The sequence below is a fragment of the Novosphingobium chloroacetimidivorans genome, from assembly GCF_014204535.1.
Lineage (GTDB): Bacteria > Pseudomonadota > Alphaproteobacteria > Sphingomonadales > Sphingomonadaceae > Novosphingobium > Novosphingobium chloroacetimidivorans.
The window spans coordinates 1-20,083 of the sequence record NZ_JACHLR010000014.1 but is presented as its reverse complement, the minus strand read 5'-3'; the positions used below and the strand labels follow the sequence as shown (position 1 = coordinate 20,083).

Below are 20,083 nucleotides of genomic sequence, written 5' to 3'. Positions count from 1 at the left end.
TTGCGAGCTTGCTCGCTAGCCGGAGTTGGAGAAGGGCTTGTGCGCTCCGACGGAGTAGGCCCCTCTCCAAGCTACGCTAGTCCCTGGCGGGACAAGCTGCGCTATCCTCTCCCCGACCCGGGGAGAGGGCCAGGGTTTCAGTCCATCAGTCCGTGCGCGGCTTCGGGCTCGACCGTCCAGGTCTGGCCCTTGCTCAGCAGCTTGCCGAGGTCCGCCGTCTTGCCCGCGGTCGCCTGCTGCCGCTCCAGCGCGACCGAGCCCTCAAAGGTCGGTGCGGGATCGTCGTAGATGACGCCCAGCGCCATCGGGAACGGGCCGAACGGCATCTCGACCAGCATGTGCGCCATGCCGCGATTGCGCACGTTGTGCACCGCCACCCCGGCAGCCTGCCAGTCACCGTCGATCACGTCGACGACCTTGAGCGACAGCGTGTCGAGATCGAGCGCCAGGCCCTTGATCGATCCGGTCTTGGCATTGCCGAACAGCAGCGGCTCGCCATGCTTGCACCACAGCTGCTTGTCGTCGGTGCCCTTCGTCGTGAAATCGTCGAAGCGGTCCTTGTTGTAGACGATGCAGTTCTGGAAAATCTCTACGAACGCCGCGCCCTTGTGCGCGTGCGCCGCGATCAGCGTGTTCGACAGCTCCTTGGAGACATCGAAGGCCCGCGCGATGAAGCGCGCGCCCGAGCCCAGCGCGAAGGCGCACGGGCTGGCCGGACGGTCGTAGGAACCCAGTGGCGTCGTCGGCGAAGTCGTGCCGGGGCGGCTGGTGGGCGAGTACTGGCCTTTGGTCAGGCCATAGATCTCGTTGTTGAACAACAGGATCTGGCAGTCGAGATTGCGGCGCAGCACGTGCATCGTGTGATTGCCGCCGATCGACATGCCGTCACCGTCACCGGTCACGATCCACACGTCGAGATCGGGGTTCGCCAGCTTGATGCCCGTCGCGAACGCCGGCGCGCGACCGTGGATCGTGTGGAAGCCGTAGCTCTCGACATAGTAGGGGAACCGGCTCGAGCAGCCGATGCCCGAAACGAACACCGTGTTCGCCGGATGGGCGCCGATCACCGGCAGGGTGCGCTGCACCGCCTTGAGGATCGCGTAGTCGCCGCAGCCCGGGCACCAGCGCACTTCCTGATCGGTTTCCCAGTCCTTGAGCGTGGTCTGGATGGGGGTCATGTCGTTCATCTGGGTTCGTCCCAATATCAGTCGTTGTGCGCTTCGGGGCTGGGCAGCTGGCCTTCGTTGACCAAGACCTCTCCGCCCTCGTTGCCCGGCACGGAGTCGAAGAACTTGGCGATGGCCGCCTCGATCTCGGCGATGGCGAAGGGCTGACCGGAAACCTTGTTCAGCGGCACCGCGTCGACCAGGAACTGATCGCGCAGCACGGTCTTGAACTGACCGGTGTTCATCTCGGGCACCAGCACGTTCTCGTAACTGGCCAGCAGCTCGCCCAGGTTCGCGGGGAGCGGCCAGATGTGACGCACGTGGATGTGGTGGACGTCCAGACCCTTGCGGCGCGCGCGGCGCACGGCCTGATGGATCGGGCCGTACGTGGAGCCCCAGCCGACGACCGCCAGCTTGCCCGAGGCCTCGCCCAGCGTGACCTCCTGCGCCGGGATGCTCGCCGCGACGCCGTCGACCTTGGCCATGCGGGCGTCAGTCTGCGACTGGTGGACGGCGGGCGAATAGTCGATGTTGCCGCTGTCGAGCGCCTTCTCGATGCCGCCGATGCGGTGCATCAGGCCCGGCGTGCCCGGCTTGATCCACGGGCGCACGCCCTTGTCATCGCGCTTGAAGGGCAGCACGCGCCCTTCGGCGTTGTTCGTTTCCTCCAGGAAGGTCTTGGGAAACGGCGTAAACGTCGCCGGATCGGGCACTTTCCACGGCTCGGACGCATTGGCGATGTAGCCGTCGGTCAGCAGCATGACCGGGGTCATGTATTCGGTGGCAATGCGGACTGCCTCGATCGCGCACTCGAACGCATCCGAGGGCGAGCGGGTGGCGATCACCGGCATCGGCGCGTCGCCGTTGCGGCCGTAGACCGCCTGGTAGAGGTCCGACTGCTCGGTCTTGGTCGGCAGTCCGGTCGAGGGCCCACCGCGCTGCGAGTTGACGATGACGAGCGGAAGCTCGGTCATGATCGCCAGGCCCATCGCCTCGCCCTTGAGCGCGATGCCCGGACCCGACGAGGAGGTGACGCCCAGCTGCCCGGCATAGGACGCCCCGATCGCCGAGCAGATCGCCGCGATCTCGTCCTCGGCCTGGAAGGTGGTGACGCCGAACTCCTTCATCCTCACCAGGTTGTGAAGGATCGCGGAGGCCGGCGTGATCGGATAACCACCGAAGAACATCGGCAGGTCGGCCAGCTGCGCGCCCGCGACGAGGCCAAGCGAGATCGCCTCGGCGCCGGTGACCGTCCGATAGAGCCCCGGCGCGCTCGGCACCGGATCGAGATGCAGCTTCTTGAGCGGTCCGGCGACTTCGGCCGTCTCGCCATAGGCATGGCCGGCGTTCAGCGCGGCGATATTGGCCTGCGCCAGCACCGGGTTCTTGGCGAACTTGCCGTTCAGCCAGTCGATCAGCGGCTGGCGATCGCGGTCGAACATCCACAGGGCCAGCCCCAGCGTCCACATGTTCTTGCAGCGCAGCGCTTCCTTGTTGCCGAGGCCGAACGGCTTCACGGCCTCGAGCGTCAGCGCGCTGATGTCGAAGGCCATGACCTCCCACTTGGCGAGGCTGCCATCCTCGAACGGCGAAGCCTCGTACTTCGCCTTTTCCATGTTGCGCTTGTTGAACTCGCCGGTGTCGGCGATGATCAGGCCGCCGGGCTTCAGGGCCTGAACGTTGGTCTTGAGCGCCGCCGGGTTCATCGCGACGAGCACGTCGGGCGCGTCACCGGCGGTGGTGATCTCGCTGGAGCCGAAGTTGATCTGGAACGCCGAGACGCCGAACAGCGTGCCCTGCGGCGCGCGGATCTCGGCCGGAAAATCGGGGAAGGTCGACAGGTCGTTGCCCGCCAGCGCCGTCGAGAGCGTGAACTGCCCGCCGGTCAGCTGCATGCCATCGCCGGAGTCGCCGGCGAAGCGCACCACGACGGCTTCGGGAGTCTCGGTTTCCGCCACGGTCGCGATATCCTGATCGGCGGGAATGGTAGCCATGATCGTCCTCTATCACCGAGCGCGGCGCCGCGTTATCGATTGCGCCCCCGCCCTGTCCAACTAAGTGAGACCGCCTCTGTGCGCGATCAACCCACGCGGCAATTTAGAAAATCCATCGCCGGCCAAACTCCAGCCATGCTAGAGGCGGATAAATCCGGCTGGTCAAGAGCCGGTGGCTGCGCCATTGTCGATACCGCGCACGGTGGCGGATGCCGTTCCGCCGCTCGCGCCGGCCCTTCCACAGATCGAGATCACCCACACCGATGACCGACTTCTCTCGCCTGCCCTATCGTCCCTGCGTGGGCGTCATGCTGGTGAACGCCCACGGCAAGGCGTTCGTCGGCAAGCGCATCGACAATCGCGAAGGGGACTGGTGGCAGATGCCCCAGGGCGGCGTCGACAAGGGTGAGGACTTGCGCGCCGCCGTGCTGCGCGAGTTGTGGGAAGAAACCGGGGTGAAGGAAGAGCACGTCAGCCTGATTGCCCAGACCAAGGAGGAGCTGCTCTACGATTTGCCCGAGCACCTGATGGGCAAGCTGTGGGGCGGCAAGTACCGTGGCCAGCGCCAGACCTGGTTCCTGGCGCGGTTCGAGGGTCAGGATGCCGACATCGACCTCAACGCCCACAAGCCGCCGGAATTCTGCGAGTGGCAGTGGCTGGAGCCAGAGCTGCTGCCCGAAATGATCGTGCCGTTCAAGAAGCGCGTCTACCGCACCGTGCTGGACGAGTTCCGCCCACTGATCTGAGCGCACCATCGCCCGGGCTCGGACTGGCCACGGCGCGATCTCTCCTGCTTACGCCTTCCCGCCTCGTCAGTTCTCGGAAACGATCGGCTTGGGAGTGATCGCCGCTGCGCTCACCACGCGGGGCGCGGGGCCACGCGCGATCACGGCCGCGAGTTGGCGCGTCTCGGCGCAGTCGCCGCCACACAGCGTCTTGAGCCGCGCGAGGTTGCGGTTGGCCTTTTCCGTAGCCCCCTTCTCCGCCAGCGCGGCGCCTTCACCGGCGATGGCCGAGAGGTTGCGCGGGTCAGTCTCAAGCGCCTGGCGATAGTAATGGATCGCCTTGCCTTGCAGTCCCATGCGACGGGTGGCCGCCGCCAGCTCGACCAGGATCTGCACGTTGCCAGGCTGGACCGTCAACGCGGCTTCGAAGGCATTGACGGCACCCTCGACCCGGCCTGCGGTCAGCTCGCCGCGCCCTTGCGCCAGAAGCGCCGCTGCCCGTGCGTCGAGCGCATCGGCGGGAGCGGAGTGGAGAACGCTGGAACTGATCGCGACGGCCAGCGAAAGGGCGAGGGCAACGGGGGTGTAGCGCATCAAGATGTCCTTGGCCGAGAGCGATGTCTTGGTCATTTCCCCTACCGCTATCACAGCAGGCGAAACCGCGCGATGAAAAACCCGTCGGTGCCGTCATGGGCAGGGGTGAGGCGCAAACCGGGGCCACGCGGGCGGCCGGCCGGCAGTACGGGCGGCTCGGCGGTCCAGCCGGAGCCGGCCCGATCCAGGAAAGCTTGCGCCTGCGTCGCCCCCTCGTCGTCGAGCAGCGAGCAGGTGACGTAGACCAACCGACCTCCCGGGCGCACCAATCCCGCCGCTACGTCGAGCAACCGCGCCTGCACTGTCACGTAGCGCTGCAGCTGCGCCGGCGTCAGGCGCCAACGCGCCTCCGGATTGCGGCGCCAGGTGCCGGTGCCCGAACATGGGGCGTCGACGAGCACGGCATCGGCCTGGCCCTGCCAGTCGCTCAATTGCTCGGCCTCCCGGTTGGGATCGAGCAGGCGCGTCTCGATCATGCCCGCACCGGCGCGTTCGGCGCGGGGCGGCAGGCGCGACAGGCGGGTGCGGTCGGTGTCGGTCGCGAGGAGCCGGCCCGAACCGTCCATTGCCGCCGCGAGCGCCAGGGTCTTGCCCCCGCCCCCGGCGCACAAGTCGATCACGCTCTCGCCCGCACGCGCCGCCACCGCCTCGCAGGCGAGCTGCGATCCGGTGTCCTGCACCTCGATCGTCCCTGTCGTCCAGGCGGGCGTGGCCTCGATCGCCGTACCATGCGGGTAGCGCCATCCGTTCGGAGCCGCTGTGCGCTCGCCTCCGGGTGGGACCTCGGCGCTGCCTGACCGCAGCGTGTTGACGCGAATGTCGAGAGGCGCGCGATCGAGCAAGGCGCTCGCCTCGGTGCCCTCGATGCCGCTCCGCTCCAGTGCGTCGACGAGCCAGGCCGGCGCGATGCCACGTTCGGCCGCGGGCTCATCTGGGCGGATCGGCTCGGGTGCATGGCGGGAACCGTCGAACAAGCCGGACAGGGTTGCGTCGTCTTGCGCCAGCAGCAGCATGGCGGCCCGGCCTGTCATGGGCACTTCGCCGCAACTGCGGATGGCGCGGAAGACCAGGTCGCGCACCGCGCGCCTGTCTCCGCTTCCTGCGAAACGGCGCGACTTGAACCAGTCGGACACGATCCGATCGGCCGGCGCGCCGTTGTTGCGGGCAGCGGCGATGACCAGATCGAGGATCTCGATGGCAGCCTGGACGCGGGCGGCGGGTGTCATCGCTGCAATCGAGCCCTCGATCCCGTTCGTGTCGAGCGAAGTCGAGACACGAGAGCGCAGCGCCGGCGTGTCTCGACTTTGCTCGACACGAACGGAGGACGTGCTTGGGCGGGCAAGCTCAATGTTTACCGCGTCGGGTAATTGGGCGCCTCGCGGGTGATGGTGACGTCGTGGACATGGCTCTCACGCAGGCCTGCACCGGTGATGCGGATGAACCTGGAGTTGCGGCGCAGGTCCTCGATCGTGGCGGAGCCGGTATAGCCCATCGCCGCCTTCACCCCGCCCACCAGCTGGTGAATGACCTCGCGCGCCGGCCCCTTGTAGGGCACCTGCCCCTCGATGCCCTCGGGCACCAGCTTCATCTGGTCCTTGATGTCGCCCTGGAAATAGCGATCGGCCGAGCCGCGCCCCATCGCGCCGACCGAGCCCATGCCGCGATAGGACTTGTAGGAGCGGCCCTGATACAGGAACGTCTCGCCGGGCGCTTCCTCGGTGCCCGCGAGCATCGAGCCGATCATGATCGTCGATGCGCCGGCCGCGAGTGCCTTGGCGGCATCGCCAGAGGTGCGCAGGCCGCCATCGGCGATGACCGGCACGCCGGACTTCTCGGCCTCTTCCGCCGCTTCCATGACAGCGGTGAGCTGTGGCACGCCGACACCGGCGACGATGCGGGTGGTGCAGATCGAACCAGGACCGATGCCGACCTTCAGCGCATCCGCGCCCGCATCGATCAGCGCGCGCGCTGCTTCGGCGGTGGCGATGTTGCCGGCGATCACTTGCACCGAGTTCGACAGGCGCTTCACCCGCTCCACCGCGCGGGCGACATCGGCGTTATGCCCATGCGCCGTATCGATGACGATCACGTCGCACTCTGCCGCGAGCAGTGCCTCGGTACGCTCGAAGCCCTTGTCGCCCACGGTGGTCGCGGCGGCGACGCGCAGGCGGCCGGCGGCGTCCTTGGTGGCGCTGGGGTACATCACCGCCTTCTCGATGTCCTTGACCGTGATCAGGCCGATGCAGCGGAAATCGTCGTCGACCACCAGCAGCTTCTCGATCCGGCGCTGGTGGAGCTGGCGGCGCGCCTCCTCCTGCGTGACGCCCAGGCCCACCGTCGCGAGATTGTCGCGCGTCATCAGCTCGGACACCGGCTGCAGCGGATTGGCGGCGAAACGCACGTCGCGGTTGGTGAGGATCCCGACCAGCTTGCCGCCCGGTTGCTCGACCACGGGGATGCCGCTGATGCGGTGCTGGCTCATCAGCGCCTGAGCGTCGCCAAGCGTGGCGTTGGGCGAGATCGTGATCGGATTGACGACCATGCCGCTCTCGAACCGCTTGACCGAGCGCACCGCGGCGCATTGTTCCTCGATCGTGAGATTGCGGTGAAGCACGCCGATGCCGCCCATCTGCGCCATGACGATGGCCATGTCGCCTTCGGTGACGGTGTCCATCGCCGAGGAGACGACCGGGATGTTCAGCCCGATCTCGCGTGTCAGCCGCGTGCGGGTGTCGGCCTGCGTCGGAACGATGTCTGACTTCGCCGGGCGCAGCAGGACATCGTCAAAAGTGAGCCCGAGCGAAATTTCCATGATGTGCCTTGTCTCCGGTCCGGATTCGTGGCGGCCCATGTAAACAAGCCGGGCGCCGACCGCTAGGGCATCATTTCACCTTTGATGGCACCCGGCGCGGATCGGCGAACCTGCGAGTGAGCGCGGTCAGCATCCGCACGTCGTCCGCCGCGCCGCCAAGCTCCAGCGGGCGGGACAAGTCGTCGCTGGGCCGATGATAGTCGCCATCGAAGAACGCGCGCATGCGGTCGATCTTGCTGTAGGCGGTGGTCACCATCACGGCGGGAATGTCGTGCTGGAGCAAGGCCCAGCCATCCTGGCGCTTGACGAACTCGTTGGCCTCGCTGCCGGGAAGCAGCATGACTCGCTCGGCCTTGGCGACTTCCGCGATCTGGGCATCGAGGCCGGTCAAGCCACGCCCGACGATGGCGAACGGCGAGCCGCGCGGGGCAACCGCCACGCTGTCGATGTTGAAGGCGGCGACGATCTGGTCGGGCGGCAGCGGCGGGTTCTCGGCAAAGGCATGCGCGCCGATCAGCCCCAGCTCCTCCGCCGTCGTCGCGAGGAAGTACACATCGCGGTCCATCTGCGGGCCGCGAGACAGTCGGCGCGCCACCTCGGTCAGGGCCGCGACGCCGCTGGCATTGTCGATCGCGCCGTTGCAGATCAGGTCCTCGGCCGGCGGCTCGGCGCAGATGCCGAAGTGATCCCAATGCGCCAGCAGCAGCACCGCGCCTGTCTCCGGTCTGCGCCCCGGCAGCTTGCCGATCAGGTTGTGGGTCCGGATCGTGGTCTCGCGCGTGGTGGCCTCCAGCGTCACGGAGATGTCCAGCGGCACCGGCACAAAGCCGGGCTGGGTCGACGCCTTCGACAAGTCGTCCAGCGTTCGCCCCGTGCCCTTCAGCAAGGCCGTCATCGCATCGCGCGTGACAAACGCCTCCAGGTCCCCGCCCAGTGTCTCCTCGGCGAGGGCATAGCCCGTCCGCTCACGGCGAGCGGCCACTTGCTCCAGCGAGCGCTCGCCGTCGAGCACGGTCAGCACAGCCGAAGCGCCCTGGGCGAGCAGCTGGTTCTGCCGGGCGCTGACCTCCGGATTGTTCTCGCTAACGATGCCGTCGAGCAGAACCGCGACGCGCCCCGCCAGTTCGTTGCGGGTGAGTTCGGGGCTGCTCGCCTTGCCGACGAACAGCAGCGGCGCCTCGCGCACGAGGCTGCGCTTACCCGAGGTCAGCACCAGCACCTGGTCCTTGGCCACAGCGAAGCGGCGGCCCTTGACCTGGAACTGCGCGACATGGTCCGCCGGCTCCCTGGCGATCAGGGTCACTGGGGCGAACCACTCGTGGCCCGGATCATTCGTGCCCGAGACCAGCCCGATGTCGAACCATTCCTTGCCGAGATAGCGCAGCGTCTTCGCTTCGCCCTCGGTGCCCGGTTCGCGACCTTCGAAGTCATCGCTGGCGAGCACCTTGATGTGCGCGCGCAGCCGGTCTTCGAGTTCGCGATCGGCTCGGGACGATGGAGCGGGCAGCACGGGTTCGCTGCCGATCGCCAGGGCAAGCGCCAGCATCGCGCATTTCAGCGCTGCCTTTCCGGCGAGTCTCGCTTTGCCCCTGTTCATGCAGTCCAGTCGGATTGACGCTTGCAGACTAGGACGATTTCGGGAGCATGAATCAAGAGCGGGCGACAAATAAACCCCCACCGATGCATCATTGTCGCACGGGCGGGAGCCGATCGGCCGGTGCGTGCGGGAACCTCCCGCGTACCGCTACGCCCGCGCGCTGCGCGGGTAGGGAACAAAGCCGCACCGCCGCGCTTTGACCGACGCGCCGGACGTATCGAGCAACAAGGGGCAGTATCAGCGTGAGACTCAATCCCTTCGACCCCAACAACATACGCGTGACCGAGGGTAGCTCCGGGTTTCCGGGCGGCGGCGGGGGCAAGCTGGGCTGCGGCACGCTGGTGATCGCGCTGATCGGCGCGGTGGTCTTCGGGGTCGATCCGGGGCAGATGATCGGCGCGATCGAAGGCACGCAGCAGCAAGTCGGCCCTTCGCAGAGCGAACCAATCACCAGCGATGCGAACGCCATCTGCAACCGCAACGCCTATGCACTGGAATCGTGCAACGCGCTCGATTCGCTGAACCGCACCTGGTCGCCGCTGTTCCAGAAGGCGAACATCGCGTTCGAACAACCGACCCTGCACTTCTACCAGGGCGGCACCGGTTCGGGGTGCGGCGCCGCGCAAAGCGCGATGGGGCCGTTCTATTGCCCGGCCGACCAGGGCATCTACATCGATACCAGCTTCTACGATCAGCTGGACAAGCAGCTCGGAGCAGGAGGCGACTTCGCCCGCTACTACGTGATCGCCCATGAGTACGGCCACCATGTCCAGAAGCTCACCGGGATCGCCGACCAGGTCCGCAGCGCCCAGCAGCAGGCCGGCGGCAGCCAGGCCAATGCGCTGCAAGTGCGCATGGAGCTGCAGGCAGATTGTTACGCGGGAGTGTGGGCGGGACAGCACCGCGACTTGATCGAAGCCGGCGACATGGAGGAAGGCCTCACCGCCGCCAGCGCGATCGGCGACGATACCCTGCAGCGCAGCGCCGGCCAGCAAGTCTCGCCCGAAAGCTTCACCCACGGTTCAAGCGCGCAGCGTATGCAGTGGCTGAAGCGTGGGTTGGAAACGGGTAACGACGAAGCTTGTGACACCTTCGCCGATCTGAAAAGCTGATCTTTAGCTTACCGATCATGGAGCGGCTGGGTTCGAGGAGCATGATGCGCACTGGCTGGGTCTCGATCGTGGTTCCCGCGCTGATCGCAGCACCGGCGCTTGCTCGCGATGAGCCACGCCCGATCACGGATCGAGAGCCGGATGTGGTGGACGTCGCCAAGACGCCGATGACCGACCTAAATCTCAGCCGCACCGAGATTCCAGCCCTGCTGGCCGAAGCCGAGTTGCGCCCCTACGCGCTGCAGAACCTCGAGACGTGCAAGCAGCTGAGTGCCGCCGTCAGCGAACTCGACGCGATCCTGGGTCCGGACCTGGACCTGCCTCAGGCCGAGCGCGCGCGACTGAGCAAGGGCCGTATCGCGCAATGGGCGGTGGGCACCTTCATCCCGTTCCGTTCGCTGATCCGCGAAGTCTCTGGCGCCAACCGCCAGGAGCGCGCCATACGCGGGGCGATCCAGGCCGGTCTCGCCCGGCGGGGGTTCCTCAAGGGCGTCGGCGCGGCGCGCAACTGCCCGTATCCCGCGTCCCCGGCTACCGAGACGATCGTCGCGCAGCACATCGAGCAGGAGAAGCGCGCAGACGACGCCAAGGGGACCGACGCCCGCATCACGCCTGACACCGCAGTCGTAGCCGCGCCCTCGCCCTCGCCTACGAAGCGTACGCCTGTGTTCACGTCGGAGCCTGTCGTCCAACAAACCCGGTGAGCGCGGCAAGCTTTGGCGACGATCTTGCGGAAGGTCCGAGAGATCCGCTGCGGCGCCGACGTCGTAAACCTGCTCAAACGCTGATGCGCGTATCCTGCGGCCCGCAACTCACTCGGGATAAGCTCCGCTGGAACTGAGAGCGCAGAGCGCTGGTGACCGTGACCGTGACCGTAGATCCTCCCCTGCAAGGGGAGGGGGACCGCCAGCGTAGCTGGTGGTGGAGGGTGTAACCCTATCGGTCGCGCACAGCCTAAGCGGTGACACCCCTCCGTCACGCGCTCCGCGCGCGCCACCTCCCCTTGCAGGGGAGGATCTTGCCGGGGCAATCAGTCGGCCCCACCCTACCCTTCAGTCGTGCCCCTGCGTCGCCTCGGCGATCTCCTCATCCAGGTCCGCAAGGAGGTCGCTGCGGACCTTGGCCGGCATGTGCCCGTTTGCGGCGACCGAGGCGCGTGCGCGACGAAGCGCCAGGGCGACATGGCGCGAGGTGTCGGGCGCGCCGGTGCATACGCGCGACTCAGCCATTGCCCGACCGGCGGCCGCGCGAGCCTGGTGCTGCTGGTCCGCCGGACAGTTGCCGTCCAGAACCATGGTGCGCGTGAACCGGGGCCGCCCAGCACGCGCCGGCGTGACGATGCGCAGTGTCTGCACGTTGCCGTCCGGCGATACCGTCTCCAAGACCTTGGGCGCCTGCGCCAGAGCCAGACGCGATTGCCGCGCCGCGTCGTGCTCGGCACGAGCGGCGGCGCGCTCGGCATCGCGGCCCAACCGCTCCGCCTCGCGCTCAGCCCGGACGGCATTCGCCGCGGCGAGGTCGGCATCCGCAGCGGCCAGGTCGGCGCCAGCGATGGACCGCGCGACGGTGCGCTCCAGTTCGGCCTCGAAGACAGGGTGCTCGGAGCCGGCCTGAACCGCCGCCTGCTCGTGCCTGGCGGACCGGTGCTGCGACCACCGCTGCTGAGCCTCGCCGGCCTCGGCCGAACCATCGTGCTCCACCGCATGCGACGAAGCAGGTGCGATCGGCGCGTCGTTCGCAGCCGGCTGGATCGCGGCGAGAGGCTCGGCCACGTTCTCTTCCGCCTCCTGCGCCGCGTACGTCACCGAGGCGGTGAGCGGCACCGCGACGATCGAGATGGCGAACAGGCTTCGGCCCAGCAGGCGGTGCCGCTCGGGCACGTCGTTGCGCACCAGGGCTTTCAGGCGATGGATGATCGGCTTGTCGCCCTTGAGCGGCCCCGCCATCGGTGCGGCCAGGGCAAAGCGCGATCCGGCGGCGAAGGAAGCGATCAGCCGGCCATAGCGTTCGCGTTCTCGCCGCGAACGCCCAGCCATGACCCGCGCATCGCAGGCCGCCTCCTGATCGCTGCGCAACGCGCGCCACGCCACCCAGGCCAGCGGATTGAACCAATGCAGCGCGAACAGCGGCTGCACCGCGATGTTGGCGACAAGGTCGTTGCCGGCATGATGCTCCAGCTCATGCGTGATCGCGAAGTCGGACGCATCCGAGTCCGCTTCGGCCAGGAACCCACGAGGCAGCGCCACCACTCGGTCGATCACACCGAACGCCACGGGCGCACTCACCGCGCTGCTCTCGACGATCCGTACGGCGCCCGAGTGCCCGATCACACGAGCCTCGCGCAACAACTCGCGTCGCATCGCGTGATACGAGAAGAAGCGGTGGACCAGGAACACGACCGCACCCGCAAGCCATACGGCCACCAGGATCGTCGCCCAGGGCAGCCCGGTCACGCCCGCATCGGCGACGGAGGACGCGTTGCCCTCATCGTAGGCGTAACTGGCCGCGGTCACCTCCGCTACGGCATCCGCGGGAGGCGTCCAGGAGTGCGTCGGCGTGGCGATGGCCAGGCTTTGCGGCAGGACGAGGGGTGGCAGCAGCAGCCGGATCATCGGCAAGGCCCACAGGGCATAGGCCGCGCTCGGCCCGAACCATCGCCCGACCGGACGTCGCACGAGCAGGATCAGGGCCATCAGCACGCCAGTCATCACAAGAGTGTCGGTCAACCACGCGATCATGACTTGAGCTCCTTCAAGAGCGCCTCGATCTCGGCGATGTCATCCTCGGTCAGGGCATCGGCCTGGGCCAGATGCGCGAACAACGGCGCGGCGCGTCCGCCGAACAGGCGATCGACCAGCCGGCGGCTTTCCGTGCCGACGTAGGACTCGCGTGCGATGCCGGGTGAGTAGAGAAAGCGCTTCCCGTCGGGTTCCGTGACCACCGCTCGCTTGGCGACGAGGCGTGAGAGCAGCGTCTTGACCGTGGCGAGGCTCCAGCTCCGCTCGTCGCAGACCTTGTCGCACACCTCGGACGCGGTCAGCGGTGCCCGGTCCCACAAGGCTTCCATGACGGCGTGTTCGGCATCGGAGATCCTCTCCGGTTGTTGCGGTGCATCGACCATGGAGTTCTCGCTTAGCTGTTTACATGTGTAAACGACTACGTCTGTAAACATGAACGCCAGATGAATCTCGAGGAAGGCCGCTCGCTCCGTGAATATCTCGGGGTGACCCCTTGGTGCACCCGAGGAACCTGCGACGGCGACAACCGATTGTTATTCCGCAGCAAGAGAGGCCGCCATGACCGAGCACAAGCATGCCGCGGCAGAAGACCTGGATCGCGATGCGATCGCCAACGAGTTCGACGCGGCCGTCAACATGACGGCGTCGGAGTTGGAGACATGGCTCAAGACGGATGACAGCAAGGCCGTCGGCTGGAAGGCCGATGGCAGCAAGGAGTCCGTCGGTCACGATTCCGGCCGCAAGATCGTCGCGATCAAGCGCAAGAAAAAGGCGGATCTCACCACCGCCGACCTCGAGCATATGCGCAAGGTGACCGGCTACGTGCACCGGCACTTGGCCCAAGGCGGTCCCGCCAAGGACACCGAGCATTCGCGATGGCGCTACTCCCTGATGAACTGGGGACACGATCCCCTCAAGAAGCGAGGCTGACTATGACGAAGACATTCAAGAAGGGCGACAAGGTCGAGTGGGACACGAGCCAAGGCAAGACGCACGGCACGGTCGAGAAGAAGCTCACCAGCGAGACGCACATCAAGAAACACAAGGTGGCCGCCTCGAAGGACAATCCCGAATACCTCGTCAAGAGCGCGAAGAGCGGCAAGGAAGCCGCTCACAAGCCTCAGGAACTTCGCAAGACATCGTAGCGGCATTCGACCGACCGAGGCCGGCTCGCATCGTACGATCGCGACCGGTCGTTTGGGCCTACGGTGCCGGAAAGCTTCCCAGGCCCAATCACTCGATCGGTCGGCATCAGCTCTCGAGGCTGGAGCAGATGAGCGCTGCCCGGCCCAGCGGGTGCGATGATCGGTCGCTTGGCGAAAGCACCCCGCCACATGGTTGCCGCAAACATTTTTACCCGGTCGATGCCGATCACCGCGGATGTAATGACGACGTGTCGAGTGCCTGCATCAGCGCAGAGATCTTCGGCACTCGGGCAAGCGTTTCCTCCGCATGCTTGATCGCGATGGCATAGCGCAGCCGACTGCCCATCCGGATCGCCGTTTCGGCAAGGTTGGTGGCGGTGATCGGGTGGCCGCGCTCGGCCATGATGCGCGCCATCATGGACCGGAGCACGATCTTGCGCAGCTCCATGCCGTAACGGGTCGCCACCATCATGGCATCCGATACGGATCGGAGCGCGCCCTCATGGTCGCCCGAGGCCTGCTGCGCGCCCGCGAATGCCATGCTTGCTTCCACCCGAACACGATTGACCGCCGTCTGCAAGGCATAGGTCTGCGCGTCCTCCAGCACCTGGCGAGCAGCCTTGCGGGAATCGCGGTCGCTGTCGTTCGCCTCCAGGATGATGGTCGATCGCATCACGCGCAGCTGGTAGACCAGATCCATCTGCCGCGTCGCCAGCGCTGCCGTCAGCACCGCGTTCAGCGAGCGTTGTGTGTTGCGCCCCGCCCCATCGTCATGCGCTTGCGAAAGAGTATGGCGTAGCCGCTCGAAATAGATCGTGGCCCGTGCTTCCTCGGCCGCCTCGAACGAGGCGATGGCCGCGTCGTAATCGATCCGCGCCGCCCGCTCGTTGCCATGAAGCTGGTGGGTCCATCCGCGATATCCCGATGCCACTGCAATCGCGAGGCGGTCCTCGCGGCTGCCGATGGATTCTGCCCCCTCGCTGACCGCCAGGATCTCATCCGCCTTGCGCCGCGCCAAGTCGATCTCGCCGCTCTCGATGTCGACGGCGAGCTGGTTGAGGCGGATCCGACGCCAGTTATGAGAGCGGTCGGTGCGCTCCACATGGAGGCGATTGATGTCCAGCGCGCGCAGGAAGGATGTGCGTGCCTCGTAGAGGTCGCCCATCGCCAGCCGGATCACTCCTCGCTCGTTGTGGAGCCAGACCAGTTCGTCGGGATAGAGCGGCTCGACCATGCCGAACTTGGCGCCGAATTTGTCCCCGAACTGCGTGCGCAGCCGCTGACGAGCGAGCGCGATCTTGCCATAGGCGTCGATCAGACGGTCCAGTCGCTCGGCATGCTCCTGCAGGATGGGGTCGCGATCCTCGCGGATCAGCCGATCGCCGACATCCAGGGTCAGGAGATCCGTGGTCGTGTAGTACCCGCGGATCAAGGCCAATGCGGCGCGGAAACACTGCATGTTGGCGACGCTGGCCAGAGTCTCCAGTTCCCTCGCCAGATCGCGCCGGTGTACGCCGTGGGCGACGGTGGCGCGATCCTCGTGCGGCATGAGTTCGGCACTGATCGCCACCAGCGTCTCGCGCTCGTCCGGATGCACCAGCTTGGGCTCGCGAAGCGCCACGTCGCGATAGGCGCCAAGCAGTCGATCCACCATCTGGCCGAGTTCGTCGTGGATCTCCGGTTCCGGGATGTAGCCATCCACCGGCTGCGCCACGTAGAGCGACATGTTGTAGGCAGTCGAAAGCTTGGCTTCCGAAAGAGGCACCGAGAACCGCGCGCGCATCTCGGTCATCAGCAGGCGTGGCAGCGTGAACCTCGCCGCGGTCTCGGTCGCACCCGATATGCGCGGTTGATGTCCGCGGATACGCAGGACCAGGCCTAGCCCCTCCAGAACCGTGAGCACCGCTTCCACTTCGGACACGGATCGAGGAGCGGGTTGGCGCAGACGCGGCACATGAACCAGCACCGCGGCTTCCGCCGGCAGGCCGATAAAGGCAAGCGCGCGGATCACGTCGGTCGCCAGCCCCAACTGCTTGCCCAGCGGCTGCCCCAGAACGGCAGGATCGAGGTAGAGGTCGAAGAAGGCGCGCCGCAGCTCCGCCAGATCGCCGCTGATCCGCGCCGCGCCCATGGCGCGCGCATCCAGCACCGCGCGATCGAGCCGCCGCTTCGATCCGGGGGCGATCTTTGCCGGATCGACACCGTGATTGCAGAACGCCCGGCGAATGATGTCGAAGCGCTGGATGGGCGGCAGTTCCTCGCTCCAGCTTGGCTCCAGCCCGATCTCCGACGCTTCCAGCACGGGTGGACCGAGCGTCTCGATGTAACTGCGGGTACGCGAGGTGCCGAGCAAGACCAATCGCACGAACGGCAGCTTGCCGGTTGCACAGCGCCAGAAGAGTTCGTGCAACTCCGCGCTCAGCATCTCGCCGCGGACGCTGAAGAAACGCTCGCATCCGTTGACGATGATCAGGATGGGCCGGTGATGGGCCGTGCTCAAGGACCGGAAGAAGGCATTGCGGCTCATCTTCGGCACGCCGCCTTGGCCACCTTCGAGATAGGTGCCGATCGTGCGTTCATCGAGGAACCGGGCCACCGCGTCGAGCACGCTGTCGGTGTCGAAGCTGAAGCTGGCATTGATCAGGATCGTGTCTTCCGGCGCGACGCCGATGACCTGCGCATCGTGTGCCAGCCGCCAGGCGAGAGAGCCCTTCCCGCAACCCTGCCGGGCGATGATCCCCAGTGCGGGGGCGGATCGATGGTCTTTGATCCATGCAGTCAGACGCTCGAACGCCTGCTGGTTGACGGCGCCCTCCTCGATCCCGAGCTGACGCGACGTCCCCGCCACCTGCCACACTATGGTCGGCTCGCCTTTCGCGGGCGAGCGCATCATGTGACGCCACGCGGGACCTCCGGTGTATTCCTCGCGGCTGCCGATGCAGGCGGCACGCTCCGCCAGCTTGTTGATCATGCTGGCGAGCCGCGCCGGCAGGTCCCCCGCCGGCGGGATCTCGCCCGAGGGCATCAGATCGGTATCGAAGATGGTGAGGACACCGAGCCGATGCAGCCGGTCCAGTCGGCGCATCTGCGCGCCCGACACCGTGCTCGCCGGCTCTCCGAACGCCGTGTTGGCGCCACGGTCCTGCTCCTGCGTGTTCCACAGCAGGAAGGTCGGCGCGGCGCGCTGGTAGGGGCTGCTGCTGACGAAGTCCTGCAGCGTTGCGTTCAGCTCGTTTTCCGACATGCCCAGGCCGACGAACAGGACCGGGTTGCCGCCCATGAGGATGCGCTGCGCGAACTCGAACGGCAGCTTGGACAATCCCTGGCGACGGTACAGCCGGTCGTAGTCGCGATAGGAGAGGATCATCGACTCCGCGGAACACGCGCGCCCGTGCAGATGCAGGACGTGGCGGTCGACATCGTCCGCACCCACCGCGAACTCCAGCATCCGGTCGATCCGCTCGCGATTGAGGATGTCGCTTTCTATGGCCTGACCGTTCGGCATCAGGCGGCGGATCTGTCCGCTCGACAAGTGCCAGTCGAACAGGTCCTGCTGACCCATCGCGCGCAACTTGCGCAGCTGATCGAACGGCGAGTCTCCGTCGGCCTGCCGATCCGCAAGCATCAGGCGGCGCTCCACTTCGAAGTCGTAGTTCAAGGTGGCCACGCGCCTTACGCCCAGCCCGTTCAGCAAGGCCCCCAGCACGTCTTGCGCCGAATCCGTCGCCACCTTGCGATAGGGTTTGCGGAAGTAACGAGCCATGGCGATGGACAGCAGGTGAAGCGGCTCACGAACCTGATCCAGCTCCCAGTGTCCCCATTGCCGGGAGATCGGCATCGTTCCCCTGTCAGGACCGGCAAGCGGTTCCTCGAACAGGCCAAGCGTCACCCGGGGGTCGATGTGCGCCCGCTGTTCCGGAGGCAGAGAGACATACGCGCGAAACGCGGCGATATGGCCGACCTGGGTCGCTGACACCGGCTTGCCCTGCCGGATCGCCTCCAGCTCCGCTTCCATCCTCTCGTGCGCGTCTTCGCAGCCGTGCGCATCCTGGGCGACTTGCGCCAATCGTCCGTACGCATCGATGAGTTCGTCCCACGTACCATAGCCGCAAGGCTGCGTGGTCAGGGAACCGGTAAACGCGACCAGGCGGCCAGAGTTCAGCGCGCGATGGAGTTCCAGCAGCGCGCGCTGGGCAAGCTTCGCATCGTTCAGATAGTGGCGCTTGAGGAAGGTCGTCATCGGTGCCCCTCCCGCTTACCCGCGATCATGCCAGCGCCGCCCACACCCATCGAGCGACCTCCGGATTTTTGACATCGTTGTGATCGGCGATGATCGCGTCGGCTAGGACGTTGTGAACCTTGCCGCTTGCAAACCGAGGCGTCGGCGCATCGGGCAGGGCGACGTGGTCCGCCCACTCTCCCGACAGAAGCGACAATGCGCCGTTTGCGCCCAGCCCCCCGTGGCGGTCTTCCGGTCCGCCGATCAACCGACCCGCGACATCGGCCAGACCGCTGGCGACCTGCTGCGACAGCGTGGATGCAAGCGCGTAGGCGAGGCCCACCGCGGTGTCGTTGCGCGTATGTGTGACCATGATCGGCCCGCTGATCCGCTGGTCCGCAACCACCCGACGGAAGGCCCCGTCCACGCCGGCAGCACCGCCATGCTTGCTGCTCTTGTCCCCGAAGCCGTTGTGCGAAAACGCGCCCTGCAGCAGCGAAAGCGACGCGGGGCGCACCGTGGTCAAGGTGTTGGCCAAGGACGTGACCAGCCGCGCCCCGAAGCTGTGGCCGATCAGGTGGACTCGCACGCTGGCGGGCACCGCCTGGTCGATAACCGGAGCGATGGCCGCGCCGACCACGCCGGCCCTTGCTTTCATCTCGTAGTACGTGGCCTGGTTCAGGACGCTGGCGACCGCCGCCCGGCCGCCCCGGCGCCACTGCCGAAGGGTCGCGACGACCTCCTTGTAGCCGGCGGCGTTGCCGCCCTCGCCCCGCTCCGGCTTTTCGAACAAGAGTGCGGCATCGGTGCCCTTGCGAAGCGCGTTCACCAGCGAGGATCCGCTTTGCTGTCCGAGCAGGTCGGCATGGTCGGCGTGCAACTCGGCAGCCGGGGTCAGGAGGCAGCGCAGCCGGTCCACGAAGATGTTCGCCTCCTCCCCGCCGTGTGCCGCTTTCACAGCCCCGTCCGTGAAGTCGCCCTCGTCCACGTCCAGCATCACGGCGATCGCGCCGGCCAAGCCGGCCAACTCCTCGCGCGAGAGATCCTGCCCGGCTGCATCGACGGAGGCCGCCGCCACGTCCTGTGCACGCCCGTCCTCTGCCAGCAAGGTAAGGTCGGGCTGGAACCGAAAGGCGGGCCAGAACACCCCGGCTACAGCCCAGCGCCTTCCATCTTCCCCGAACGCCGGCCCGGCCGCACGCTGCACGCTCGTCAGCAGCGTGTCGTAGAGATCGCGCGCGTCGCTCTCGTCGTTCTTCCAGCCATGGCTGATGATGATGAGGTCGGTCGTGCCCCCGGGCATCGCGAATGGTTGAGACAGCACGCCGGTCTTGCTCGCCCGCAAGCTTGCAAACGGCAGGGAGGAAAGCGTTTCCATGGTAACTCCTATACCGACTGCACTGCGCGCATCAGGTCGATCAGACCCGCGCCTTGGAAGTCGCGCTTGCGTCCAAGGTCGGTGCAGCTGGCCATCAGGACCCGCTTCAGCCGCTGCGGTTCGTTGATGAATTCGGTCTGGATCGACAGAAACGCCGCGACCGCGCCCGAGACATGGGCCGCCGCCATGCTGGTGCCGCTGTCCTCGCGATAGCAGGCTGCCCCTTCGCCGATCCCATCGTCGGTCGCGCGCAGGTCTTCCAGCTTCTTCGCACCGGTCGCGCAGGAAAGGATCTTCTCTCCCGGAGCGAGCAGATCCGGCTTCATCCGCCCGTCGGCAGTGGGACCACGCGACGAAAAGAACGACACGCCGTACATGTGCGGCGCCTCGCCATGCGTCGATCCCACGGTGATCGCATCCTCCGCATTGCCGGGATCGTTGATCGTCTGGTCGACCGTGAAGCTCTTGTCGCCCGCCCCCTGCATCGGCAGCGTACCATGGTTGCCCGTGACGTGACCCCCGAGTTTTCCTCCAAGCTTGATTAGAGTCCGGCCTGATGGAAGGACGGACGAATGAAGCGAGCAAGGTTCACAGAAGAGCAGA

At 66.7% G+C, this 20,083-nt stretch carries 16 protein-coding genes; 5 read left to right on the top strand and 11 right to left on the bottom strand.

Features of this window, described 5'->3' with window-relative positions; genetic code table 11:
* Positions 1-137 precede the first annotated feature (137 nt).
* Both HNO88_RS15175 and HNO88_RS15170 read right to left on the bottom strand, forming a co-directional pair.
* Positions 138-1,187 carry a 2-oxoacid:ferredoxin oxidoreductase subunit beta gene (locus HNO88_RS15175; protein WP_184247297.1) on the bottom strand — a complete coding sequence of 350 codons (1,050 nt, stop codon included), beginning with the start codon at positions 1,185-1,187 and terminating at the stop codon, positions 138-140.
* Between the two features lie 17 nt (positions 1,188-1,204).
* Positions 1,205-3,160: a 2-oxoacid:acceptor oxidoreductase subunit alpha gene (locus HNO88_RS15170; RefSeq protein WP_184247295.1), complete on the bottom strand. Its 1,956-nt coding sequence runs from the start codon at positions 3,158-3,160 to the stop codon at positions 1,205-1,207.
* 263 nt (positions 3,161-3,423) lie between these two features.
* On the opposite strand from HNO88_RS15170, the gene HNO88_RS15165 reads away from it, so the two are divergent.
* Complete coding sequence (locus HNO88_RS15165; RefSeq protein WP_184247292.1) at positions 3,424-3,906, top strand: RNA pyrophosphohydrolase; 483 nt, start codon at positions 3,424-3,426, stop codon at positions 3,904-3,906.
* Between the two features lie 66 nt (positions 3,907-3,972).
* On the opposite strand, the gene HNO88_RS15160 is transcribed toward HNO88_RS15165, so the two are convergent.
* The 4 genes from HNO88_RS15160 to HNO88_RS15145 form a co-directional block, all read right to left on the bottom strand.
* A complete protein-coding gene (locus HNO88_RS15160; protein WP_184247289.1) occupies positions 3,973-4,515 on the bottom strand; it encodes a tetratricopeptide repeat protein in 543 nt (180 codons plus the stop codon).
* 14 nt (positions 4,516-4,529) lie between these two features.
* On the bottom strand, positions 4,530-5,705 hold the full coding sequence (locus tag HNO88_RS15155; RefSeq protein WP_184247285.1) for an RsmB/NOP family class I SAM-dependent RNA methyltransferase: 1,176 nt from the start codon (positions 5,703-5,705) through the stop codon (positions 4,530-4,532).
* A 125-nt stretch (positions 5,706-5,830) separates the two neighbouring features.
* Entirely contained in the window at positions 5,831-7,291 is a 1,461-nt protein-coding gene (guaB, locus tag HNO88_RS15150) for an IMP dehydrogenase (RefSeq protein ID WP_184247282.1), read from the bottom strand.
* A 70-nt stretch (positions 7,292-7,361) separates the two neighbouring features.
* A complete protein-coding gene (locus HNO88_RS15145; RefSeq protein ID WP_184247279.1) occupies positions 7,362-8,888 on the bottom strand; it encodes a M28 family peptidase in 1,527 nt (508 codons plus the stop codon).
* Positions 8,889-9,130: 242 nt separating this feature from the next.
* Between HNO88_RS15145 and ypfJ the strand changes: the two genes are divergently transcribed.
* Positions 9,131-10,000, top strand: coding sequence for a KPN_02809 family neutral zinc metallopeptidase (gene ypfJ, locus HNO88_RS15140; protein WP_184247276.1), 870 nt, complete (start codon positions 9,131-9,133; stop codon positions 9,998-10,000).
* A gap of 44 nt (positions 10,001-10,044) precedes the next feature.
* On the top strand, positions 10,045-10,704 hold the full coding sequence (locus HNO88_RS15135; RefSeq protein WP_184247273.1) for a hypothetical protein: 660 nt from the start codon (positions 10,045-10,047) through the stop codon (positions 10,702-10,704).
* A gap of 348 nt (positions 10,705-11,052) precedes the next feature.
* On the opposite strand, the gene HNO88_RS15130 is transcribed toward HNO88_RS15135, so the two are convergent.
* On the bottom strand, positions 11,053-12,738 hold the full coding sequence (locus tag HNO88_RS15130; protein ID WP_184247270.1) for a M56 family metallopeptidase: 1,686 nt from the start codon (positions 12,736-12,738) through the stop codon (positions 11,053-11,055).
* Positions 12,735-13,121 (bottom strand): BlaI/MecI/CopY family transcriptional regulator, encoded by a 387-nt coding sequence (locus HNO88_RS15125; protein ID WP_184247267.1) that lies wholly within the window; start codon positions 13,119-13,121, stop codon positions 12,735-12,737. Before HNO88_RS15125 ends, HNO88_RS15130 begins: the two co-directional genes overlap by 4 nt.
* A 175-nt stretch (positions 13,122-13,296) precedes the next feature.
* Here HNO88_RS15125 and HNO88_RS15120 point away from each other — a divergent pair, with 175 nt between their 5' ends.
* Together HNO88_RS15120 and HNO88_RS15115 are read left to right on the top strand one after the other, a co-directional pair.
* Positions 13,297-13,668: a DUF3140 domain-containing protein gene (locus tag HNO88_RS15120; RefSeq protein ID WP_184247264.1), complete on the top strand. Its 372-nt coding sequence runs from the start codon at positions 13,297-13,299 to the stop codon at positions 13,666-13,668.
* 2 nt (positions 13,669-13,670) lie between these two features.
* Positions 13,671-13,883 (top strand): hypervirulence associated TUDOR domain-containing protein, encoded by a 213-nt coding sequence (locus tag HNO88_RS15115; RefSeq protein ID WP_184247262.1) that lies wholly within the window; start codon positions 13,671-13,673, stop codon positions 13,881-13,883.
* 226 nt (positions 13,884-14,109) lie between these two features.
* Here HNO88_RS15115 and HNO88_RS15110 read toward each other — a convergent pair whose 3' ends face one another.
* From HNO88_RS15110 to HNO88_RS15100, 3 genes are read right to left on the bottom strand one after another with little or no spacing between them, the layout of a single operon-like run.
* Positions 14,110-18,123 carry an SIR2 family protein gene (locus HNO88_RS15110; protein WP_184247258.1) on the bottom strand — a complete coding sequence of 1,338 codons (4,014 nt, stop codon included), beginning with the start codon at positions 18,121-18,123 and terminating at the stop codon, positions 14,110-14,112.
* A gap of 25 nt (positions 18,124-18,148) precedes the next feature.
* Positions 18,149-19,480: a hypothetical protein gene (locus tag HNO88_RS15105; protein ID WP_184247254.1), complete on the bottom strand. Its 1,332-nt coding sequence runs from the start codon at positions 19,478-19,480 to the stop codon at positions 18,149-18,151.
* Positions 19,481-19,488: 8 nt separating this feature from the next.
* Positions 19,489-19,971 (bottom strand): S8 family serine peptidase, encoded by a 483-nt coding sequence (locus HNO88_RS15100; protein WP_281384033.1) that lies wholly within the window; start codon positions 19,969-19,971, stop codon positions 19,489-19,491.
* Between the last annotated feature and the right edge of the window lie 112 nt (positions 19,972-20,083).